We start from the raw sequence: 23691 nt of genomic DNA on the forward strand, positions 1-23691 counted from the left end.
ATTTACATATGTTTAAAACTAAAGCACTATCAAATGCAATAAGATATTCTTTATTGCTAGGATCTGTAGCCTTAGCGCCTAACGCGCTAGCCCAGGAAAATGACTTAAACTCAGACGTTGAACTAGAAGAAGAAGCGCCAGAGCGAATTGTTGTAACAGGTTCGCGTATAAGAAAAGCTGAATTTTCAAATGCATCGCCAATTCAAATTATCAACGGTGACTTATCTCGTGAAATGGGTTTATTTGATGCAGGTTCAATGCTCCAGTCAACCAGCCAAGCGGCTGGTGCTCAAATAGATAATACATTTGGTGGTTTTGTACTAGATAACGGTCCAGGCGCCGCAACAATCGGATTTCGTGGTTTAGGTGCTGAGCGTACTCTTGTACTTATCAACGGTCGAAGAATGGCTCCCGCAGGTGTAGGTGGTGCGCCAACTTCACCTGATTTGAACTTGATACCAGGTGTAATGATTGAGCGTGTAGAGAATTTATTTGATGGCGCATCAACCGTTTATGGTTCTGATGCGGTAGCGGGTGTAGCTAACGTAATATTAAAAAAAGATGTTGAAGGCTTTATTTTTGATGCATCTTACCGTCAACCTAAAGGTGAAGGCGGTGAAGAAACTGTACTTTCGGGTATGTGGGGCAAAACCATGGATAATGGTTTTATCACCGTTGGTGTTGAATATTCAGAACAGAAATCTCAATCTTTAGCTGGCAACCCTTTTGTTAAAGGGTGTGAAGAGCGTATTTGGGAAGCTGAAGATGGCAGTATCGTAACCCGAAACAGTGGCTATGGTCCTGTAGCAAGCGGTGAAGATTCATGTGACATTTTCCCTCTAACAAACCGTATTAGCGTACCATCTTTCTTTGGTAGTGTTTATTATACACCTGACTTTACAAACACTGGTATTCCAAACTTCAGTGAATCAACTGTACCATCAAGTCTTGAAGGATTTTTACCTTCATGGGTAGCGGGCGATTTTGATGGCGATGGTATCAACGATGGTGTATTTGTAGATGGTAACGGCGATGGTTTCCGTGACGTTGATTTCCAAGACCCTCTATACGCTTTCCAACAATCTGATTACTACAAAAGCGGTGATTACAGAAGTAAAAATGAACGTATTTCACTAATGCTTAATGGTGAATATAACTTCCAAGATGATAACGATACAACTTTCTACTACGAAGGTTTATACGCTAGTCGTAAATCACCAATTTTTAGTCCAGGTGCACAGATATTCCAACAAGTAGCGGCATCAAACCCATATAACCCTTGTGGAACAAACGGTATTGACTGTTTTGGCGTGTTAGGTGTGGGCCCTGGTGGACCAGAAGCCGTTCAGCCAATCATCAATATTCGTGGTGACCGTGATCAAACTGAGGTTGAAGTTTCACAATATCGCTTAGTTACTGGTGTTACTGGTAATCTTGGTATGTTTGAAAACATCGGCTTAGACAATTGGTACTACGACGCATCTGTATCGTACAGTGCATCAAAAGGTACTGACCACCGTGTTGGTATTGATGAAGAGCGCTTAATTAACTCATTAGAAACCGCTGTTCTTAATGATGATGGTACTGTTACCTGTGGTACCGGTTCTGATGGATGTGTTCCTGTTAATTTATTTGCAGATAGTATTTATCAAGAAGGTGGCGGTACGCTTTCACCTGAAGAAGCTGCTTACTTGTTTATCGACCGCGATATCGAAACTAAAGTAAACCAGTTTGTTTTCAATGCATTCATGGGTGGTGATTTCTTCGCATTACCATGGAACAACGAAACTGTTGCAGGTATCGTTGGGGTTGAATATCGTCGTGATGAAATTGAATCAAATCCAAATGCTGCTGCATCTCAAGGCTTACTATGGGGCTATTTTGCTGACCAAGGCGCTGATGGCTCACGTAACTTAAAGGAAATATTCACAGAAGTTGAATTCCCTTTACTTAAAGGTGTTAAAGGCGCTGAAGAACTTACATTTACAGCTTCTGGCCGTGTTTCTGAAGAATCTTTCTACGATGCAGAATCAACTTATAGTCTTAAAACAATTTACCGTCCTGTTGAGTGGTTTACTCTACGTGCAACAAAAGGTACTTCGTACAGAGCACCTAACCTACGCGAGCGTTTCTTAAACGGTACGTCTGGTTTTAATACAGTTGCCGATCCATGTGTTGTTCCGGAAGATGCTCGTAATATCGACCCATTGAACCCAGGTTCAGCAGCTACATATAATGCAGCAGAAGAAACACGTGATACAGCTGTACTAAACGCTTGTCAAGCATCAGGTATTGATCCAACTACTCTTGGTTTAGGTCAAAATGGAACTGACTCATACACTGCAGCTTACAGCGCTGAGATTGAAACTGGCGGTACAACTGAGCTTAGTGCTGAAACATCAGTGGCTAAAACATACGGTTTTATCTTTGAACAACCGTTCACTGATGCATTTGATTTAACAATGTCATTAACCCGCTTTGATATTGAAGTAACGAATAGTATTGCAGAGCCAAGCGCTGGTTACAGTATTGGTCAGTGTTATTCTGCTGATGGTAATGATGCTTTCTGTAGCCGTATCGGACGTGACGAAAATGGTCAAATTGATTTAGTTGATGCTAGCTTTATCAATATTGGTTTAATCTCATCTAAAGGTTTTGATTACAATATCTACTTTGAAACAGATACAGTAATCGCAGAAGAAAACCTAGGTATTACACTAGATCTTCAAGCTACTCGCATGACAGAGCAAGTTTTTGACGTGCTTGGTACTATTGATGACAATATGGGCGAGCCAGATTCTCCGGAATGGCGTGGTACCGCTCGCTTACAACTTAAATACTCTGATTTTAGATTTAACTGGGAAACGCGTTTCATCGGTAAAGGTCGTGAAGATGAGGATGATTTAGGTGAATTTGAAGAAGGCACTGCAGGTTGTCGTGGTTTAACTGATGCTAACGGTGAAGCACTTAAATGTCGCCCAGTTGGCTTCACCGATGACTACTTTGTACATAATATCGGTATGACTTGGTCTAACGATGCTTATAAAGTGAACTTTGGTGTTCGTAACGTGTTTAATGAAGCTCCTCCTAAAGTAGATCCAAGTGGTTCTTTTTCAAACACTAATATCCCTCTAGGTGTTGGTTATGACACTTCAGGTCGTAGCCCATACATCAGTTTTACAGCTTCTTTTTAATTAGAATTGGCTGAGTAAATATTCAATCCAGATGGCCTAAAATTTTAGGCCATTTTTTTTGAGGGAATAAAAATGAAATTTAAAAAAAGAATATTAGTAGGATTAACCCTACTAGGCCTATCTTCTTTTGCTAATAGCGAAACTGAAGATGCGGCACAAGTAAGCAGTATTGATGCTTTCTCAATGTCATCTGCTATACGCAGTGTTGTAGCATCACCTGATGGTAAGAAGCTTGCTATTTTAAGAGCGACTACTAAAAATGGTGACTATATAATTGAGATAAGAGATCCAAATAACCTAGATGCAGAGCCTGTAAGATTAGGCGCTGATAAAATGCTGATATCTTCAATCGTCTGGTTAAACGATGAAAAACTTGGCGTTATGTTTAGGCAAATATTAGAAGATGGAAGTCGCAAATACTGGGTTAATAAGTTTGCAATAACCGATGCAGATGGTAAAGGCGACTGGCTATTACCATTTAAGAAAAAACGAAATGTTCAATTTAATATAATAAATATACTTCCTGACAAAAAAGATGAAGTATTAGTAGAGGTTGATATTAATAATAACTACATTCCAGATGTAGTGCGCTTTAATATTAATACTGGACGAAGCGTTACTGTAATGCGCGGAAATGAAAAAGTATCAGGCTCATTCGTTTCTGACTACGACGGTGAAATAAGAATAGCCCAAGGTTGGAATAAGTCTGATAACGCAATCGATTATTATGCCCGAGATAAAGGTAATGATGATTGGAAAGTAATTAAGCAAGTTAGTCCTAAAAAGCGTGAAAACTTTGAGATTTTAGGGTTTGCGAAAGGTAACCCTAACGAAGTTTATGTTAATGCCAACTTAGGCGAAAATACGACTGGCATTTATATTTATAATATTAAAACAGGTCAGTATTCTGAACGTCAATTTGGTCTTAAGTCTGTAGATACCGATGGTGTTATACTTGATACCGACGGCACCTTACAAGGCTTTCGCTATACAACTAAGCAACCTAAGTTTTATTTCACAGATCCTAACCTACAAGCACTTAACGAATCTGTTGCGTCTTTATTTAAAGGTAAATTTGTACAAATCATCAGTAGCTCTGATAACGATAATGTATTAGTAGTGAGAGTATCTGCTGACGATAACCCTGGCAGCTATTACATTGTTACTAATAAACAGAAGTTAACTAAGATTGGTGATCGCCTTCCGTTTATTGATAAAAGTAAATTAGGAACCGTTAAATATATCTCTTATAAAGCAAGAGATGGACGTAAAATAAAAGCATACGTAACTATTCCTGCAACTAAAGGTCCTTACCCCGCAATAGTACTCCCTCACGGTGGTCCTTGGGTTCGTGACTCTGTTGTATTTGATGACTGGGCACAGTTACTCGCCTATCATGGTTACGTAGTTATTCAACCAAACTACCGAGGTTCTACAGGTTACGGTTTGGAGCATTGGATAGCCGGTGATAATAACTGGGGCTTGAAAAAACAAGATGATTTAGATGACGCCGCACAATATTTAATAGATAAAGGTTTAGCAACAAAAGATAAGCTTGCTTTATTTGGTTGGAGTTATGGTGGTTATGCTGCATTTGCTGCATCTATGCGTGAAAACAACATATATAAATGTGTTGTTGCCGGTGCGGGTGTAAGTGATTTAAGTCGTATCAATGCAACTCTTAACGAAAATCGCTTTTTAAGTATCTTACAACGCCCTACTATTACTGGTGTCTCTCCTGTAGAGCAAGTAAATAAAGTAAATATTCCTATACTGGTTGTACATGGCGATATCGACAGTCGTGTTCCAGTAAAACACAGTAGAGACTTTGTATCTGAGCTTGAAAAGTACAAAAAAGACTTTAAATATATTGAGCTAGAAGATGCTGATCACTTTTCTGATACGCTTTTCTACGATCATAAAAAAGAGTTTTATACAGAGTTGTTATCTTGGTTTGATAATAAATGTGGCCTCAAATAATGTAATAAAAGGGTGGCATTCATTTCATATGAAGAGCACCCTTCATATCAAATCGCCTAATTAGGTGATCTATTTTGAGGTAAGAAAATCGTACTGATAACAAGATAAAAATTTCGTTATCTAGTTATTACCAACAAATAATTAAGTATTATTGCTGATTCATATTAGTTTAAATACAGAATAACTGAATAGTAAAAAAGGCTTCTAAATTTATTTAGAAGCCTTTTTAATAACTGCAGCTTGCTTTATATTAGTCTTTAAGTGACTCGCCAACCACTGGATAATAATCCCATACTTGTTTATCACTGAGTGAGCGTACAAGCTTAATGTATTCTGCATGTGTCCATGCAAGTGGCGTTGCTGAGTTTGTGCCCTCGCCTAACGCATGACCAGCTTTATTTACACCTACACCATCCCATACTTGCTCTGGTAGCATTAGCCCTTTATTGGCAAATTGCTCCAAACCTTTAACATAACTATTTTTAATTTGCGCTTGTTTAGCATCATCAAAGGCGTTGTTTGCGTTAGCTGCTGCTATTTCATAGTGGCCACGTTCACCTGTGAAAAACGGCCATACACGACCACGTTGGCCTGGTGTATTACTGCCACCCTCGGCATAGTTTGTGCCCGTTACTTCATCTTCGCCGTAGCCATCATTACCATAGCGGCGGTAGCCTGCAAATGTGCCGCTGCCGTCGTCAAAGCTAAAGCTGTATTTAACTTGTAGGTTATCTTCTAGTGTTTCGTCATCGTACTCAGGTAGTGTTTTAACGATGCTTTCATCATTTGCACCGCGTACGCCATAGCGTACTAGCTCTAAAAAACCGCCATCTAAAATTTGCTTTTTATTAAACCCTTCGCGGCCATTATTAGCGTTAATTTTAGTGTTTGAGTTTGCATCGGTATCTTGGCCTATACGAATAAAGTATTCGCCATCGCTATTCTCGCCTTTTAAGTTACCTTTAGTGGTAAACATTTGCGATTCAATATCGCTGCTGTATTTTTTAGCTGTATCTAAGTAGCGCTTTGCGTTTGTATCATCGCCACTTAGTGTTGCAATATCACTGGCTGTAATAAGGCCAGCGACTATTGCTGCAGTAGTCGAAGGCGAATAACCGCTTTGCTCTTCCCAACGCTCTTGTTGGGTTGCCGGTGGTGTAATTTGCGTGTCGTTCCATAAAATTTTAGTAAGGCCGCCATCAACCAAAAAATCAGCCGCGGGTTTTAACATTTTTCCGTACCAGCTTTTTAGCTCTTCATCACTAAGTACATTGGCTTTATGTAACTTCCAAGCAAGCATAATAGGCATAGCTGTTTGGTCAAGCTGTACGCCGACCCATTCAAGCTCACCATCTACGTGCGTTTTTTGTAAAAACCAGCCTGTATCGCCTTTATTACCTGGTGTTTTGCTATTTACTTGCACTTTTTCAAGGTATTCAAACGCTGTTTTTGCGGTGGCGGTATCGCCGAGCGCCATAAATGCCATGGCTACTTGGTAAAAATCGCGCACCCATACCGCTTTATAGCCAGTAGAGCCCTCTTTAGCCGAAACCGTTTCGCCCCATGGGTTAGATAGAGAAGCAATTAATGCCCCTGCGTGTGTTTTATCTTCTTGTGCTTTTAAAACCATGGCGCTTGTGTATAAAAGCTTACCGTTATCGGCTGTTTGTTCAATCATTTTATTGAGCGGTTTGAGACTTTGTAGGTAATCCTCCCAGCCTAGCGCTTCACCTTTACCGTTATAGTGATCAAGCACCGCTTGGTACCCTTTTGCTAAGCTTTTTTCGCCTTGCTTTATACTTTGCTGCTGCGTTTTACCAAAACTAAGTGCTAAATCAAAGGTGGTATTCGCGCTTATGTCGCCAAGCTCTGCAAGCATGCTTACATTACCTGCTGTATCGCCGGTATTTGTGTATTGTGTATTTATAGATTGCGTAGTTTTAAGTGCGTTAATACCATCGCTTTCACCGGTAAAGCCCACTGTTTTATCTTTAAATGAGGTCGCTGATTGAAGTGATAAATAGTTATCGTCTTCCCATGCGACAAGGCCTTGCTCAGTCGTTTTAGCGAAGTCACCTAGCCCGTTATTATTAATATACGGATTAACAGACACATATGCTTTTAGCCCTTCAAGCTCAGTGTTAAATACACTGCGTACAAATAATGTTTGCCCATCTGGGTCAGTAAAAATGTGTTTTTCTAGGCTAAAGCGCCCTTGTTTATCAGTGCTAGTTACTTTGTAGGCAAGCGATAATGGGCGACCTTGTGCATCTTTATGTAAGTAATCAATGGTGACATCTAAATCATCAGCTTCACTAACGGTAAAGTCTTTACCTGTTACTATAAATTGCATGTCTTTTATTTGAGCTTGGTGAATAAGCCCAAACATGGTTTCGGTGATCATACCTTTAGCAATTGAAAACCACACCTTAGATACATCGCCCGTTGCAGCTGAATCACTGTATTGGCCGTTTTGGTATTGCTCGTATGACGTGCCAATACCTGTTTTACCCGCATAAGCCCAAAAAGGCTCTGTGCCTGGGGCGCCTGGTGCTGATGTAACCTGTGCTGTGGTACTTTCGTTAGTTGTGCTTGTGTTTTGAGCGCCGCAAGCGGTTAAACCTAACGTTAAAAGTGAGGCGGTTATAAGGTTATATTTTTTCATTGTGTGTCCTTAATTTGAATTTTTAACGCGCATTACCGCAACGGCAGCGACAACGAACGAGGCTGCACCAATTAACAATGCGTAAATAGGCTGATTAGAAAATACGTGGCGTAAAATGAGCCCTAAAATGCTGGCGGCAAGTAACTGAGGTATAACTATAAAAAAATTAAAAATACCCATGTAAACGCCCATTTTATTACTTGGCAGTGCGTTACTTAGCATGGCGTAAGGCAGCGATAAAATAGACGCCCACGCAAACCCCACCCCAATCATAGGAATAAGTAACATTTTAGGATCTTGAATAAACATAAAGCTTGCAAGACCTAACGCGCCCAGCAATAAATTAAAGCAATGCGCGCCTTTTAATCCCATTTTTTTAACTAAAAACGGAATACACATAGCGGCAATTGCGGCAAATCCATTGTAAGCGGCAAATAAAATACCCACCCAGTCAGCACCATCGTTAAATGCTTTAGAGGTTGCATCGCTACTACCATAATGAAAGCTTGTTACTGCAGCGGTGGTATAAATCCACATAGCAAATAAAGTAAACCAGCTAAAAAACTGCACCCAGGCAAGCTGCTTCATAGCCTCTGGCATAGTAAATACATCTTGTACTACTTGGTAAAAACCACCTTGGGTTTTATTCGCACTTTTAAGCGCCGCTGCAATCCACTGCACAATACCAAACGCTAATAAACCACCAGCTAATAGGTATAATTCTTTTTCAAGCGATAAGCCCATGACTAATGCAAGGGTTGCTAAACCCAGCACTACAAAAATAATGGCGCCTTTATTAAAGTTAATATCAACCAGTTTGCTTGTAGTAGGTTGAGCGCTTTGCTTTTCAAAAGCCGCTAATTGCTCAGGGCTGTATTCTTTAGTACGTACCACGGTCCAAAGCACGGCAACAAGTAACACCACCCCGCCCCAATAAAATGAGTATTTAACAGATTCAGGAATTTGCCCTGGGGCTGCGGTATTGCTTACATCAAACCAATTAGTCATCATCCATGGTAATGCTGAGGCTAGTACAGCACCAATACCAATAAAAAAGCTTTGTAAACCGTAACCTGTCGCGCGTTGTTTTTCTGGCAAGTTATCACCAACAAGTGCTCTAAACGGTTCCATGGTTACGTTGATTGACGCATCCATGATCCATAACATACCCGCGGCAATCCAAAGCGTTGGTGAATGCGGCATAATAAATAGTGAAAGCGTTGTTAACACTGCGCCTATAAAAAAGAACGGACGACGACGGCCAAAGCGCCCCCACGTTTTATCGCTCCAATAACCTATAATAGGCTGAACAATTAAGCCTGTAAGTGGGGCTGCAACCCATAAAATGGGAATATCATCAACTTGTGCGCCTAATGTTTGAAATATTCGGCTCACATTGCCGTTTTGTAGTGCAAAGCCAAATTGAATACCTAAAAAACCAAAGCACATATTCCATATTTGCCAAAAACTCAGGTTTGGTTTGTTGCTGTCATAATTATTATTTTGATTATTCATGATTAGCCTTATTAGTTAAAACTGCGCTGCTAAATGCATCAAGTGTGAGGTTAAATGTAGCGCCTTGCGGGTGAGCTTTAAGCTGGGTGGTGTGATTTTCAAGTAAATCATTTAATAGCGTATTTTCACTCATTGCTCCTAATTGTGCCTTTGATAAATTAACCGTAATTGTTTGAGGTTGTTCACTAAAGTTACTTAATACGTACAGCGCTTGTTGGCCAAGTTTGCGCGTAAAACCTACAACTCGCTCACTTCCTGTAACGCTAAGCTCAGTCATTTCACCGCCTACCACAGCAGGTAAACTATTTAGTGACATAATCGCTTTGTAGTAGTCACGAAGTGCTACTTGCTCTTGTGTTAAATTAGCACCGTCAAACTTGCCATTATTCATCCATGCTTGGTGCGCTGGCACGCCAATGTAGTCAAAAATACTGGTGCGTGTAGCTGTGCCAAATCCTGCGTTTTCTGAGCCATCTTCTCCCACATCTTGACCAAAATATAATAACGTGGGTGCGCGGCTCATTAAGTTAGAAACCACCATAGCCGGTTTACCCCACGCAGCGTTACCTGCAAAGTCAGGGCTCGCGATGCGTTGTTCGTCGTGGTTTTCTAAAAAGTGCAGCATGTGCGCTTCAATATCAGTAACTTGGCTTTGGGCTGCAAAAATAGTATTAGCAGCTTGCTTACCCTGCATAATGGCTTTTAGTGTGTCATAAAAGCCTACTTTGTCGTAAAGGTAGTCCATTTTACCTTGGTGAATATACGCACGGTACATTAGCGGGTTATACACTTCGGCTAACAAAAAGGCGTCGCTTTTTTGCATTTTTATCGACGAATTTAAAAAACTCCAAAACTCTACTGGCACCATTTCGGCCATGTCGTATCTAAAGCCATCAACGCCTTTATCGAGCCAAAAAAGTGCTATGTCTCTAAATTTGTACCAGCTGTTAGGAAGTTCTTTATCTTGCCAAAATGCATAATGAGCACGGTAGTCTTTATTTTTGTATTCACTTGGCAATTGAACAAAATCGTAGCTACCATCTGGCTTTACGCCATAATTTACTTTTACTGTTTCGTACCAATCGTTTATATCGGGTTTTGGTGCACGGGCACCGTTACCTGTCCATTTAGCGGGTGTTTCATCAAAAAAGCCATCAGCTAATGGGCTTTCATTACCCCCTAATACTTTGTACTCTGGCGATGTTGGCACCTGAAAAGACTGCCCTGGTACGTAGAAAAAGTTATTGTTTTTATCGTACGCTTTAGTGGTGTCGTCTTGTTCGCCAAAGTCTTTAACGCCTTTAGGCTTTCCAAGTGATTGATAATTGCGGGCAACATGGTTAGGCACTATATCAATAATGACTTTCATGCCGTGGCTATGTGTACGTTCAATAAGCTGGCTAAACTCTCCCATGCGGTTCGTCACATTAACGGCTAAGTCGGGGTTAACATCGTAGTAATCCTTAATTGCGTACGGTGAACCTGCACGGCCCTTTACTACATCGGGGTCATCTTGCGAAATGCCGTAGTCGGTATAATCGCCCACTAACGCATGGTGTAACACACCGATATACCAAACATGTGTGGTGCCTAACTCTTTAATGCCTTTTAGGGCTGCATCGTTAAAGTCGGCAAATTTACCTACGCCGTTTTGCTCTTTAGTGCCCCATGAAACATTGGCTGTTTCGGTATTACCAAACAAGCGAGTAAATACTTGATATACAACCGGCTTGGTAAGCTCATTTTGCGTGTGTGCAGGTGGTTGCTGTTGTTCAGGTTTGTTATTTTCTGAACACCCTGTAGCAATAAGTGCACTACAAAGTACTGCGGATACATAAACTGATTTTTTCATTGTGTGTCTTTTTTGTCAGTATTGTTATTAACTTTATACTAAAGATTACTGCAGCAACCATACAGTTGCTGCATACGTATTCAAGTTACTATTGTGGCGTTTTTAAAACGAGTACCGTTGCGCTCATCGCTGGTAATTCAATGGTTTTGCCCAGCTTTTGTGTTTTTTGAGTAAATAAATTAAATGCTGTTGTGCTGTTAGGCATCACCTCTTGCATATACTCAATGTTTTTTTGTAGCGTTTGTGTATTTTTATTCATAAATACCAACACAGTTTGCTCGTCGCTAATACGCACATAACTATAAACCCCTTGTTGAGGCGTAAAATGTACAAGCTTTCCTTTATCTAATGCTGAGCTGTTTTTTCTAAAATTAAGCAGCGTACTGATGGTGTTATGCATGTCTTTTTGCTGTTTTGTTAAGCCCTCTTTGGTAAAGGCATTACGTGTTTGGCCTTCAAATCCACCCGGGAAGTCGATTCTAATATCACCATGGTCTTTACTTGGGGTGTTATCCAATAGTACTTCGGTGCCGTAATACATTTGCGCTATACCACGTGTGGTTAAAAATAACGTCATCGCCATTTTTGTTTTAGCTACGTCTTGGCCAAGTTCAGTATAAACACGGCTCATATCGTGGTTATCTGCAAATACCATAATGTTATCTGTATCTGGGTATAAAAAGTCATTAGCTAACGATTCATATACTTTAACCCAACCGGTATTCCAGCTTTCATCTTCATTTAGTGCTTGAATTACCGACTCTTGCAACGAAAAGTCCATCACGCTTGGTAAGCTTGATGTATAACCATCTTGGTTATGCTTGCCACGTTGCCAGTAAGAGGCAATAGCAGGGTTTGACGTCCACTCTTCTCCAACAATATTAAAGTTTGGGTACTCCTGCATTATGGCTTTTGTCCAATCACTCAAAAATGCTTTATCTGAGTAAGAGTAGGTATCAACTCGAATACCACTTAAATCGGCGTATTCTATCCACCAAATAGCATTTTGAATTAAGTATTCACTTAACAGTGGCTGGCGCTGATTTAAATCGGGCATGGTTTCTACAAACCAACCATCGTTAAACTGGCGCTTGTCGTATTCACTGGCGTGTGGGTCTTGTATAGTTTGGCGCGCATGGCTTGTGGCGTTTTTACCTTTTTTAAACTCGCCATAAAAGTTAATCCAATCTTTAGTTGGCTTATCTTTAACCCAAGTATGCTCAGAGCCAAAATGGTTAAGAACCATATCCATTACCAGGCCTATGCCCTGCTCTTTTGCTTTTACCGAGAGCGTTTTATATAACCGGTTTGAGCCCATACGTGGGTCAACCTTATAAAAATCAGTAATTGCATAACCATGGTAAGAATAATTAGGCATATTGTTTTCAAGCACTGGGGTTAGCCAAAGCTGTGTTACGCCTAAATCGTTTAAATATGGAAGTGCGTTTATAACGCCTTGTATATCACCACCGTGGCGCCCGCCCTTTGTAGTAGGATCAGCGACTTCTAGCATGCTAGGGACAGTATCGTTTTGCTCATCACCATTAGCAAAGCGATCTGGGTTAATTAAATAAAGCGTATCAGCTGATGTAAACCCTTGGCGGTTTGCGCTGTTTTTATTGCGTTCAAGTAGTGAAAACTCAAAATTTTGACTCGCTTCGCTGCTGTTAAACACAAGCGTTCCTGCTTTAGCGGTATCAGTAATAGTAATATTTAAAAATACATAATTTGGGTTATCTGTACGGGTTACTTTATTTAACTTAACACCATTGTATTTAGCTAATTTAATTTGCTCGTTTGCAATATTTTGCTCATGCACCATGATGGTTATGGTATTTTTGTTCATGCCAACCCACCAATTAGCAGGCTCAACGTTAAGTGCGTAGCTAATGGTTGGTAAAGTACAGGCACTTACAAGTAAAAGTGTGTTTAAAAATCGCATCATCAGGCCTTTTTAATTTTTGCTAAAAAATCTTTATGAGTGGGTAATTGATCTACTGTTGAGGTAATAAGCGTTTTTAATGTAGAAAATAAGTCGTTTAGTTGTTCACTGCTTAATGAGTCAACAATACTGTTGTAATCATCGGGGATGAGGCCTTGGCCAATAAATACCTGTTGCCAAGCAACTTCGGCAAATAGTTCATCGTTTTCGCGCACTACTTTGCCAGTTTCCTTAAATAATTTGAGCTTGTGGGCCAATGAGTGAGGAATGTCCATTTGCTTGCATTGTCGCCAAAAAGCAGAATCTTCTCGCTCCGTCAGTTTGTAATGCAAAATAATAAAATCGCGTATGTGCTCTATTTCTATCACGCTTTGCTTATTAAATTCAGTAACTAAAGCTTCGCTTATGCCATTGTGTGGAAACAGCTTTATTAAACGGGTTACTGCACTTTGTATTAAGTGGATACTAGTTGACTCTAACGGCTCTAAAAAGCCACTAGCAAGACCAACCGACACCACATTTTTATGCCACTGCTTTAAGCGCCGTCCTGTTTTAAATTTTATAACACGTGGCGCCGTAATTGGTTCAGCGGGTAAATTTTTTAATAATAACTGCGTTGCTGCATCGTCAGATAAGTAACGGCTACAGTACACCAAGCCATTACCTATTCGGCTTTGCAGCGGTATTTGCCACTGCCAGCCTGCGCTGTGTGCAATTGAACGCGTATAAGGTTTTAGCTCGCTAGTACCTTGAGATTGCACTGCAACGGCGCTGTCGCATGGTAAATAATGAGACCAATCTACAAAACCTGTGTTAATGGTTTGCTCTATGAGTAAGGCGCGCTGCCCTGTAGCGTCTATAAAAAGGTCGCCATTTATCTGCTGTGTGTTATCAAGGGTTAATGATTTTATATTCCCTGATAGAGGGCATTGTTCAACCTGCTCTATTTTGGCATCAATATGCTCAACACCGCGTGATGTTGCGAGCTTTTTTAAAAACTCAGCATATAAAGTTGCGTCAAAATGGTACGCATAGCTTAAGCCAGGTAATTGCGTGTTAGGTATGGTATTTAATGGTGCAAATTTATGCTGTTTAGCTGCTTGGTAATTTAATGAAAAATCCCATAGGCTATCTTCAGAGCCTGTAATTTTTCCTTTTACCCAAAAATTGTAAAAATCGCAAAAGGGGAAGTCTTTTCCAAATGAGCCAAAAGCATGCATGTAGCTATGAGAGGTGGTTTTCCAATTTTCGAACTCAATTCCTAGTTTTATAGATGCATTTGTAGCGTTTATAAAATCTTGCTCGTTTATACCCAGTGCGTTATTAAGCTGAATAATAGGCGGAATTGTTGCTTCACCCACGCCTATAGTCCCAATAGCACTTGACTCAATAAGGGTTATTTTAATTACTTTACCTAACACTTTATTAAGTAAGGCGGCTGTTATCCACCCTGCCGTGCCCCCGCCTGCGATTACGACGTGTTTTATTGGTTTCATATTATTGTCCACGTTTACAGTTTAAAGCTTTGTTAAGTTTGATAAAGTAGCTATAAAAAAGCCCTTGTAAAACAAATTACAAGGGCTCCTACACACAACCTTTATTATAGCTGGTAGCTAAAGCCTAACAAGTAAGTGCGACCGTAATCTTGGTAGTCACGAACTTGTAGCGCGTTATTGCCAGAAAGCGATGTGAACGGCTCTTCTGTTAAGTTTTGAACTTGGAACTGAATTGATAAACCTTCAAGGCTCTCAACCCCTGCTTCAGAGAAGTCATAACCTGCCTGAATATCCCAAATTGTTTCGCCGATAATATTCACTTGCTCTGTATTAAAGCCTAATCCGTAAACATCACCTTTGAAGTCACTACGCTTACGCATGCTGGTTCGTAATTGCATGCCATTCATCTCGTAGTAAACCGTTAAGCTTTGAATTTTATCTGATAGACCCGGTAGTTCGTACTCATTGCCATTTCCATCTTCAATATCAGATTCAATACCTGTATGACTAGCAATTAAGCCAAAGCCTTCAAGAGACGGGTGGAAAATTTTAAATGGTAACGCTAGAGATATCTCGTAACCGTATAGGTCACCGCCGCCGCCATTTACTTTGCCACTGCCAGTACCTTCGGACGTAGCTGGTACTTCACCTGTTGATGGGTCCGCAACACCCGACATATCAATCGCGTAAGTACCGTCAAAAATCCACTGGGTTAAGTCTTTATAGAAAAATGCAGCAGAGAAGTAACCTTCATCACTAAAGTAGTTTTCATAAGATAAATCGTAGCCTGTTGCTTCTTTAGGTTCTAAATTAGGGTTACCACCCGATACAGACCAAAAGTTACCGTTTTCATCCGGTGTATCATTATATGATGCATTAACAGAGGCGTTCATTTCATCTATACGCGCACGTGAGATTGTTTTAGCTGCGCCAAAACGTATTGTTTGCTGCTCATCAATCGCAAGTGATAAATTTAAGCTTGGTAAAACGTGAGAATAATCGTGACCAATATCTGTAGGTGAAGTAATGACTAGACCAGTATTCCCATCTACACCAAAAGCATTACCTTGAGAGGATTGATCTGTATGAACATAGCGCACCCCAACATTACCAGTTAATGGAAGACCACTTACTTCTGCATTAATATTAGCTTGTGCAAATGCTGAGGTGATTTCTTCTTTTACTGTCCACGACTTAGTTGCATGAGTTGAGCTAGTTAAACTTTCGTCAAGGGTTTCATAGTAACCATCATTAACTAAACCATTTACATCGTAGGCTATCATGTCGCCTAGCCCAATAAAGTCAAGGCCAACACTGCCTAAACGGTATTGCTCAGGTACACTAAGCATTCCTGGGTTTTCAAGAGAAAAATCAGTTAAAGTCAAGAAGTAACCTTGCGAAGATTTAGACTTTTCACGCTCTTTATAACCTAAGCCAAATTCAATTGAGCTAATGTATTCGTTTTCTAGTACTTTAGACGCTGCAAGTTTTAATGTAACTAATTCATCTTCAATAGTTGGAGCATTAATAAAACCGTCTTGAGCTTGGTTCTCATACTCTGTGCCAGTTAATCCATATGCATCATTTAGTGCAGAACTTGCACCCCACGAAAGCGGCCCACCTAATTGAATTAGATCATAATCGCTGTAATCTAAGTCATGTGAAAAAGTAGCGCCAGTATTGCCACCATTAAAAGCATAACCTAAGTTATCTGCTACACCGCGAGAATCACCACGCCCTGTACCTGAGTAGCTTTCTATACTCCAAATTTTACGGTCAACTTGCGAGTAGCTTGCGTCAAATTCTACTGACCATGAATCATCAATATCGTATTTAGTGTTAAATCCAAATGCAGTTAGTTCAGCATCACGCTCTTGGTAATCGTTACGCACAACAACACGTTGGCCTTGTGTTACAGCACTTGTTATAAATCCACTTTCTGCATCTACTATAGCACTGCTTGCATCAATACTACCTTGACCCCAAGCAAAAGGAACTTCAATGCCGCGCAAAATTTGCTCGTCTGTAAAGTCTACATACAACGCATCAAACGTCATATTTAGTTTATCTGTAGGCGCTGCCTCTAGAACAAGCATTGCTGAATCACGTTCAAGCGTTGATGAACGAACATATGGTTTAGCACCGCCTAAAATTGAATACGAGTTACCATCTTCAGCAGTGAATTCAGGGTACCCCCATGAATTCCAACGTTTTTCTTGGTTTGGCGAGCTCATGGTGTTTAGTGCAAATGCAATACCAATGGTGTCATCAGCAAACTGGTCGATGTATGAGAAAGTGCCACGGTAACCGTCGTCGTTGCCGTCAGGGTTTAATTTATCAAAGCTTGTTTGCTCATACTGTCCATTTACTTGAACAACACGTTCACCTTTACTTAGTGGGCGAACTGTTTGCATGTTAATTATGCCCGCAATACCCTCTGCATCTAAATTTGCACTTGGTGTTTTATAAACAGTTACACCGCTCATAATTTCTGATGGGTAAAGGTCAAATTCTACGCCGCGGTTATCACTAATAGATACTTGCTCGCGGCCATTAAATGTGGTGCCACTTTCGTTTTCACCAAAACCACGAATTGATACTCTACTTGCGCGACCATCTAGGCGTTGCGCTGTTAAACCTGGTAAGCGTGCAATAGACTCAGCAATAGATGAATCAGGTAGCTTACCTATATCTTCTGCTGAAATTGACTCAACGACTTGAGTAGAAAAACGCTTTGTGTTGATTGATTCTACAACACTGCCACGAAAGCCTTTTACTTCGATAACCTCAACGTCATCATTTTTAGCTGTATCTTCTTGTGCTGCTACAGAGGCAAAGCTTGCTAATCCTGCAGTAGCCATTGCCAACGTTAATATACTTGGTTTGAACATAGACATGATGTTTTTCCCGTTACCCATATTGTGATACTCGCTTCTTTATTTGAGTGATAGTCAAACAGGCGAGCTAATTTTGTTGTCAGGATGAATATTAACGCCAGCTTTATTTTATTAACAACTTTATGCATACGTATTCAACAGTTATAGCACGACTTCAGATTAATAAAAACCTTGCCAAACAAACATTAAGCAATTGATTTTGTTATAAATAAAATCATTTAAAATGACGCAATCAACATTACATGTAAAATCTACTGTATCAAAAACTAAAAGTTAACAGGACGCAATGTAAACAAAGTGAAACTAATTAGTATCGCTATTCAAAATAAGAAATATTAGACACAATTCAAATGTTTAATTGGTCAGACCATTAAATTCAAAACATAAAATATATTTTCTCTTGTATGACAAACCGTTATGTTTAATAAAAGTCAGAAAGTAAGTGAGCACCATAATTGGTAAAAATCCAACACATAAATAAAACACCTTTAAACTAGCTATAAGTACTTATTTTTAATAATTTAATTGCGTTAATTTTAGTGCATACGTATGCAGACTTTTTACAGTGTACAAGGCTTCACGTATGCTTTTTGCAAATAACGTGATTAATCGTAATCACAAATAAAAATAGTCTAAATACTGTGTGGAATGACGGAGAAAAGCATGACCCAAAAGCAGTGGTATAAAGGTGCGGTTATTTATCAAGTTTATCCGCGTAGCTTTCAAGATAGCAACAACGATGGCATTGGTGATTTAAGAGGGATTATTAATCGTATTGATTACATTAAAAGCTTAGGCGTTGATGCTATTTGGATTTCACCTTTTTTCAAATCGCCAATGAAAGACTTTGGCTATGATATTAGCGACTATCGTGACATTGACCCGCTTTTTGGTGACCTAAATGATTTTGATGAGCTAATAAGCGAAGCCCACACTCGTAATATTAAAATAATTATTGATCAGGTGTTAAGCCATACATCAGATCAACACCAATGGTTTACTGATAGCCGTGAAAATCAAAATAACAGTAAAGCCGACTGGTATGTTTGGGCTGACGCAAAAGATGATGGAACAGCCCCAAACAACTGGCTATCTATTTTTGGTGGTGGTGCTTGGCAGTGGGAGCCTCGTCGCGGGCAATACTACCTACATAATTTTTTAACCGAACAACCGGATCTTAACTTTCATAACCCAGATGTTCGAAAAGCTGTGCTTGATAATGTTGAGTTTTGGCTTAAAAAAGGCGTTGATGGTTTTAGGCTTGATGCAATTAATTTTTGCTATCACGACGCGCAATTACGTGATAATCCGGCTAAACCAAAAGATAAGCGCCAGGGTCGTGGTTTTAGTGAAGATAATCCGTATGCATTTCAGTACCATTACTACAATAATACTCAGCCTGAAAATATTGAATTTATGCAAGATATTCGCACATTACTTAATAAATACCCAGGTACTGTATCGCTTGGCGAAATCTCATCAGAAGATTCATTAGCTACAATGGCGCAGTACACCCAAGGTGGCGACAAACTGCACATGGGTTATAGCTTTGAGCTATTAACAAATGATTACTCAAGTGAATATATTAGAACTACGGTTCAAACTCTAGAACAACGTATGACTGAAGGCTGGCCATGCTGGGCATTTAGTAATCATGATGTAGAGCGCGTAGCGAGCCGCTGGAGCGAAAATGGCGAAGTAAACCCTCAACAATGTAAAATGCTAACCGCCCTATTAGCTTCTCTTCGCGGCAGCGTGTGTATGTATCAAGGTGAAGAGCTAGGTCTGGGTGAAGCAAGTGTGGCATTTGAAGATTTACAAGACCCATACGGCATTACATTTTGGCCTAATTTTAAAGGGCGTGATGGCTGTAGAACACCAATGCCTTGGGATCTAGCTGATTCATCTCATGCAGGTTTTAGTGAAGTAAAACCTTGGCTACCCGTTGATAATGCACATAAGCAGCAATCAGTAGCTATACAAACAGATGATAACAACTCAATTTTAAATGCCTACCGTGAGTTTATGGCATGGCGAAAAAGCCAAACAGTTTTACTTGAAGGTGATATTGAATTTATAGAAACGCCAGAGCCTGTGCTTGCTTTTTATAGAACGCTTGGAAAGCAAAGAATGCTTTGTATGTTCAATCTCAGCGCTAAGCAAACAAGTATTGATATGCCAACATCAATCGTTAAAGAATACACCGAGCTTAGCCACCACAGCGCAAAGTTAGACCGAGGCACCACAATACTTGAGCCTTACGCATGTTTTTACGCTCAGTGTTAATGACTCAAAAGTTACGTTTAGTGTATACGTAAGCGCGTTACACACGAAAAAGCCCAAGCTATTCACTTGGGCTTTTTTGTATTTAACGCATTCTAGTGACTTTTAGTTTCAACATTTAGACATTCAGTTAAAGCAAATAATACGGCTGATATTACAAACTTAAAATATCCTCATAGCAGAAATATACAATGGCGCTTATCCATTTCATTTTTGAACCTAAAAAATCACTTTTCCTAAAACAATCTAAAGGTTATTAATATAAAGCGCAGAATCAATTTTTCTTAGCTACTAAATATATTACTCCAGCTGATAATGCTGTACTTACTAAAGTTAAAAAACTGACAAGTAAATTACTCATCCTCACGATAAAAAAATTTCGTTATCTTTTATTTCAATTTCGATTAAAAATCAGCATACCAACAGAGTTGTTCTGAATTGGGCACTACTGATTTATACCTAACTTTAAACTGGATAAATCAGTCATCACACCATTTTTTTAGGAATAAACGAATGAAAAAAGCATTGCTAGCATTAATCGTAGCACCACTATTTGCAGTATCTGCGACTTACGCGGTTGCAGACGATGCGCCAACAGCTTCAGCCGAAATGATAAAAGAATACACAGAAATGTGTGTTAACTGGGCTAAAGATGATGACGTAAGCAATGAAGAGCTAAATGCCTACGTATTAAAATGCGTAAATGATGAGCTTGAATCTGAAGGCTATAAAAAAGTATCTTCTGTTAAGATTTAATTATACCAATTACATTTAATTAGTGATCTGTTAAAGCTATAAGAATATAGCTCAATAGCTAAGCGAAAAAGCATGACATATATTTGTTCTCGGCAGCTGCTCCCTGCAATGCCTACTTTCTGCATCTACGCAGTCATATATGAATAGTGTTTAACGCAGTAACTGAGTTATTTAATACGCTAAAATGACCATGTTTTTAATCAAATTGGTAACACGCTTAGGTGAATGTACTGCTAATAAAGCCGTTGCGAAAGCATTCAACTAGGCACAAAAAAAACCGGAATAGACACAAGCTGTGCATTCCGGTTTTTTTATGACTTTTTAAATCTACAAAAGCTATGAATAAGCAATAACGAGCTTATTCATCTTCTTTTTTAGCTTTCGCTTTAGGCTTAGCTTTAGCTGGTGCCTTTTTTGCAGCTGCTTTCTTTTTAGGCGCTGCTTTTTTCTTCGCTTCTTCTGTCCATTTACCTGCCTCATAATGAGCAGTCCAGCCGGTAGCTTTACCGTCAACTTCAGTCATAACATACTGAGATTTATTTTTACGGCTATAGCGTACAACAGCAAGATTACCATCAGGATCTTTAGCTGGTGCATCTGCTAAATAATAAAACTTAGGCGAAATGCGGTCTCTAAAGCGTTTTAGTTCTTCAACCTTAGGTGCACGTGTTTCACGTGACTTAGGAAAAGTATTTGCGGCTAAAAATATACCCGCAGCGCCATCACGTAAAACAAAATACGCATCTGACTTCTCACACTCTAATTCAGTAATGTGAACAGGATCTTCTTTTGGTGGAGCAGCCTCACCATTTTTAAGTAACTTACGTGTGTTCTTACACTCGTCGTTATTGCAACCAAAGTACTTACCAAAGCGACCCGATTTAAGCTCCATATCAGAACCGCACTTATCACATTCGATAATTGGTCCGTCGTAGCCTTTAATTTTAAAGGTACCTTCTTCAACTATATGCCCTTTACATGCTGGGTTATTACCACACACATGTAGTTTACGGGTTTCGTCAATTAGGTATGAGTCCATTGCAGTTTCACAAATAGGACAACGCTTCATCTGCATTAATTTTTCGGTTTCTACGTCTTCGACATCAGCAGCAACCGCTTCATCGCCCGACACTAAGTTCATTGTTGTAGTACAACGCTCTTTTGGCGGAAGGCTGTAACCAGTACACCCTAAGAAAACACCGGTTGAAGCCGTACGTATGCCCATTTTGCGGCTACATGTAGGACATTCTATATCGGTTTCAACCATCTCATTAAGGCGCATGCCACCATTCTCTGGCTCGTCTTTAGCGACAGTTAGTTGCGTTGAAAAATCAGCATAAAACTTATCTAAAACTTGAGTCCATACACGCTCGCCTTCAGCAATGTCATCTAAACGACCTTCCATTTTAGCTGTAAAATCAAAGTTCATTAAATCAGTGAAGTTTTCAACTAAGCGGTCAGTAACAATTTCACCCATTTTTTCAGCAAAGAAACGGCGATTTTCTACACGTACATAACCACGATCTTGAATTGTTGATATAATCGACGCATAAGTAGATGGACGACCAATACCACGCTTTTCAAGCTCTTTTACTAAACTAGCTTCACTAAAGCGAGCTGGCGGCTTAGTAAAATGCTGCTTAGGATCAAGTTCTATTAAAGTAAGTATTTCACCTTCTTTAACAGCTGGCAGTGATTGATCTTCTTCGTTCTTTTTACGCACCGCAGGTTGTACTTTTGTCCAACCATCAAAGCGAAGCACGCGGCCTTTTGCTTTGAGCTGGAAATCGTTAGCTGCAACAGTCAGTGTTGTTAAGTCGTATTCAGCAGGTACCATTTGACACGCTACAAACTGACGCCAAATTAGCTCATACAGCTTTTTAGCATCAGCATCTACGCCTTCGATATGACCAGACAACACTGTAACGCTTGAAGGACGAATTGCCTCATGCGCTTCTTGTGCATTGCCTTTAGAGCTATAGTTAATTGGATCTTTTGGTAAATATTTAGCACCAAACTCGTTCGTTACATACTCACGACACATTTCAACCGCATCTTTTGAAAGATTGGTTGAATCGGTACGCATATAAGTAATATAACCGCCTTCATACAAACGCTGAGCGAGCATCATAGTCTTTTTAACGCCATAACCTAGGCGTGTACTTGCCGCTTGTTGCATGGTTGAAGTAATTAATGGCGCACTTGGGCGACTTTTACTTGGTTTTTCTTCAACGCTAATTACTTTGTATTCTGCATTCTCAAGGCTTTCAACAGCTGCGCTAGCCTGAGCTTCATTTACAGGCTTAAATGCCTTTCCTGCTTGTTTGGTTACTTCTAAGCGTAACTCAGACTCAGTATTCTTAACATCAGCGTGAATATCCCAAAACTCTTCAGGGATAAATGCCTTAATTTCACGTTCACGCTCAACTAATAAGCGTACCGCAACAGACTGAACTCGTCCTGCAGATAGACCACGTGCAACTTTTGCCCACAACAAAGGAGAAACCATAAAGCCTACAACACGGTCTAAAAAGCGTCGTGTTTGCTGAGCGTAAACCATGTCAGTATTAAGCTCGCCAGGTGTTTCGAAAGCTTGCTGTATTGCGTTTTTGGTAATCTCGTTAAAAACTACGCGCTTATACTTTTCAGGTTCGCCGCCAATGATTTCTTGAAGGTGCCAAGCAATTGCTTCCCCTTCTCTATCCAAATCCGTTGCGAGGTATATTTGATCTGCATTTTCAGCCAGCTTTTGTAATTCTTGAACAACCTTCTCTTTACCTGGCAGGATTTCATAATGCGGCTCCCAACCTTGCTCAGGATCAATACCCATACGCGCGACCAGGTTAGTATAATCTCGTTGCTTTTTATACGCTGCTTTCTCTTCAGGTTCCATTTTGCGAACTTCTGCTGGCGTTTTAGTTGCCGGCACTTTAGCTTTGCTCGAACCTGAAGTAGGTAAATCACGTACATGCCCAATACTGGACTTTACGATGAAGTCATTACCTAAATATTTATTAATTGTTTTAGCCTTAGCAGGTGACTCTACAATTACTAGCGATTTGCCCATAGTTGCCTATTTCTAACCAAATATTAAAAATGTGTTTTGCCGAC

Annotated in this window: 11 protein-coding genes; 4 read left to right on the forward strand and 7 right to left on the reverse strand. The window is 39.9% G+C overall.

Annotated elements, in window-relative coordinates; translation table 11 throughout:
• Window positions 1–8: 8 nt before the first annotated feature.
• Window positions 9–3194, forward strand: coding sequence for a TonB-dependent receptor (locus tag H5092_RS06955; RefSeq protein ID WP_024596124.1), 3186 nt, complete (start codon window positions 9–11; stop codon window positions 3192–3194).
• Between the two features lie 72 nt (window positions 3195–3266).
• The gene (locus H5092_RS06960) at window positions 3267–5174 is read left to right on the forward strand and encodes a S9 family peptidase (protein ID WP_182715331.1); all 1908 of its coding nucleotides are present in this window, start codon (window positions 3267–3269) and stop codon (window positions 5172–5174) included.
• 250 nt (window positions 5175–5424) lie between these two features.
• On the opposite strand, the gene H5092_RS06965 is transcribed toward H5092_RS06960, so the two are convergent.
• From H5092_RS06965 to H5092_RS06990, 6 genes are all read right to left on the reverse strand, one after another.
• Window positions 5425–7839 carry a glycoside hydrolase family 15 protein gene (locus tag H5092_RS06965; RefSeq protein ID WP_182733191.1) on the reverse strand — a complete coding sequence of 805 codons (2415 nt, stop codon included), beginning with the start codon at window positions 7837–7839 and terminating at the stop codon, window positions 5425–5427.
• A gap of 9 nt (window positions 7840–7848) precedes the next feature.
• Entirely contained in the window at window positions 7849–9354 is a 1506-nt protein-coding gene (locus H5092_RS06970) for an MFS transporter (RefSeq protein WP_182733192.1), read from the reverse strand.
• Complete coding sequence (locus H5092_RS06975) at window positions 9347–11206, reverse strand: alpha-amylase family glycosyl hydrolase (RefSeq protein WP_182733193.1); 1860 nt, start codon at window positions 11204–11206, stop codon at window positions 9347–9349. Before H5092_RS06975 ends, H5092_RS06970 begins: the two co-directional genes overlap by 8 nt.
• Window positions 11207–11294: 88 nt before the next feature.
• A complete protein-coding gene (locus H5092_RS06980) occupies window positions 11295–13151 on the reverse strand; it encodes a glycoside hydrolase family 13 protein (protein ID WP_182733194.1) in 1857 nt (618 codons plus the stop codon).
• Window positions 13151–14644: a tryptophan halogenase family protein gene (locus tag H5092_RS06985; RefSeq protein ID WP_182733195.1), complete on the reverse strand. Its 1494-nt coding sequence runs from the start codon at window positions 14642–14644 to the stop codon at window positions 13151–13153. Before H5092_RS06985 ends, H5092_RS06980 begins: the two co-directional genes overlap by 1 nt.
• Window positions 14645–14748: 104 nt before the next feature.
• A complete protein-coding gene (locus H5092_RS06990) occupies window positions 14749–17541 on the reverse strand; it encodes a TonB-dependent receptor (RefSeq protein WP_182733196.1) in 2793 nt (930 codons plus the stop codon).
• A 663-nt stretch (window positions 17542–18204) separates the two neighbouring features.
• Here H5092_RS06990 and H5092_RS06995 point away from each other — a divergent pair.
• Together H5092_RS06995 and H5092_RS07000 are read left to right on the forward strand one after the other, a co-directional pair.
• Window positions 18205–19827, forward strand: coding sequence for an alpha-glucosidase family protein (locus H5092_RS06995; protein ID WP_182715325.1), 1623 nt, complete (start codon window positions 18205–18207; stop codon window positions 19825–19827).
• Window positions 19828–20337: 510 nt separating this feature from the next.
• Complete coding sequence (locus H5092_RS07000) at window positions 20338–20580, forward strand: hypothetical protein (RefSeq protein WP_002959734.1); 243 nt, start codon at window positions 20338–20340, stop codon at window positions 20578–20580.
• A 358-nt stretch (window positions 20581–20938) separates the two neighbouring features.
• On the opposite strand, the gene topA is transcribed toward H5092_RS07000, so the two are convergent.
• Entirely contained in the window at window positions 20939–23647 is a 2709-nt protein-coding gene (gene topA / locus H5092_RS07005) for a type I DNA topoisomerase (protein ID WP_182733197.1), read from the reverse strand.
• Window positions 23648–23691 lie beyond the last annotated feature (44 nt).

The sequence above is a fragment of the Pseudoalteromonas sp. SR41-7 genome (assembly GCF_014163935.1).
Taxonomy (GTDB): domain Bacteria; phylum Pseudomonadota; class Gammaproteobacteria; order Enterobacterales; family Alteromonadaceae; genus Pseudoalteromonas; species Pseudoalteromonas distincta.

Excerpts from the sequence above, each read along its gene's own strand:
- H5092_RS06970 (WP_182733192.1), bottom strand. The coding sequence starts at position 9,354 with ATGAATAATCAAAATAATAATTATGACAGCAACAAACCAAACCTGAGT.
- H5092_RS06985 (WP_182733195.1), bottom strand. The coding sequence starts at position 14,644 with ATGAAACCAATAAAACACGTCGTAATCGCAGGCGGGGGCACGGCAGGG.
- H5092_RS06975 (WP_182733193.1), bottom strand. The coding sequence starts at position 11,206 with ATGAAAAAATCAGTTTATGTATCCGCAGTACTTTGTAGTGCACTTATT.
- topA (WP_182733197.1), bottom strand. The coding sequence starts at position 23,647 with ATGGGCAAATCGCTAGTAATTGTAGAGTCACCTGCTAAGGCTAAAACA.
- H5092_RS06955 (WP_024596124.1), top strand. The coding sequence starts at position 9 with ATGTTTAAAACTAAAGCACTATCAAATGCAATAAGATATTCTTTATTG.
- H5092_RS06965 (WP_182733191.1), bottom strand. The coding sequence starts at position 7,839 with ATGAAAAAATATAACCTTATAACCGCCTCACTTTTAACGTTAGGTTTA.
- H5092_RS06980 (WP_182733194.1), bottom strand. The coding sequence starts at position 13,151 with ATGATGCGATTTTTAAACACACTTTTACTTGTAAGTGCCTGTACTTTA.
- H5092_RS06960 (WP_182715331.1), top strand. The coding sequence starts at position 3,267 with ATGAAATTTAAAAAAAGAATATTAGTAGGATTAACCCTACTAGGCCTA.
- H5092_RS06990 (WP_182733196.1), bottom strand. The coding sequence starts at position 17,541 with ATGTCTATGTTCAAACCAAGTATATTAACGTTGGCAATGGCTACTGCA.
- H5092_RS06995 (WP_182715325.1), top strand. The coding sequence starts at position 18,205 with ATGACCCAAAAGCAGTGGTATAAAGGTGCGGTTATTTATCAAGTTTAT.
- H5092_RS07000 (WP_002959734.1), top strand. The coding sequence starts at position 20,338 with ATGAAAAAAGCATTGCTAGCATTAATCGTAGCACCACTATTTGCAGTA.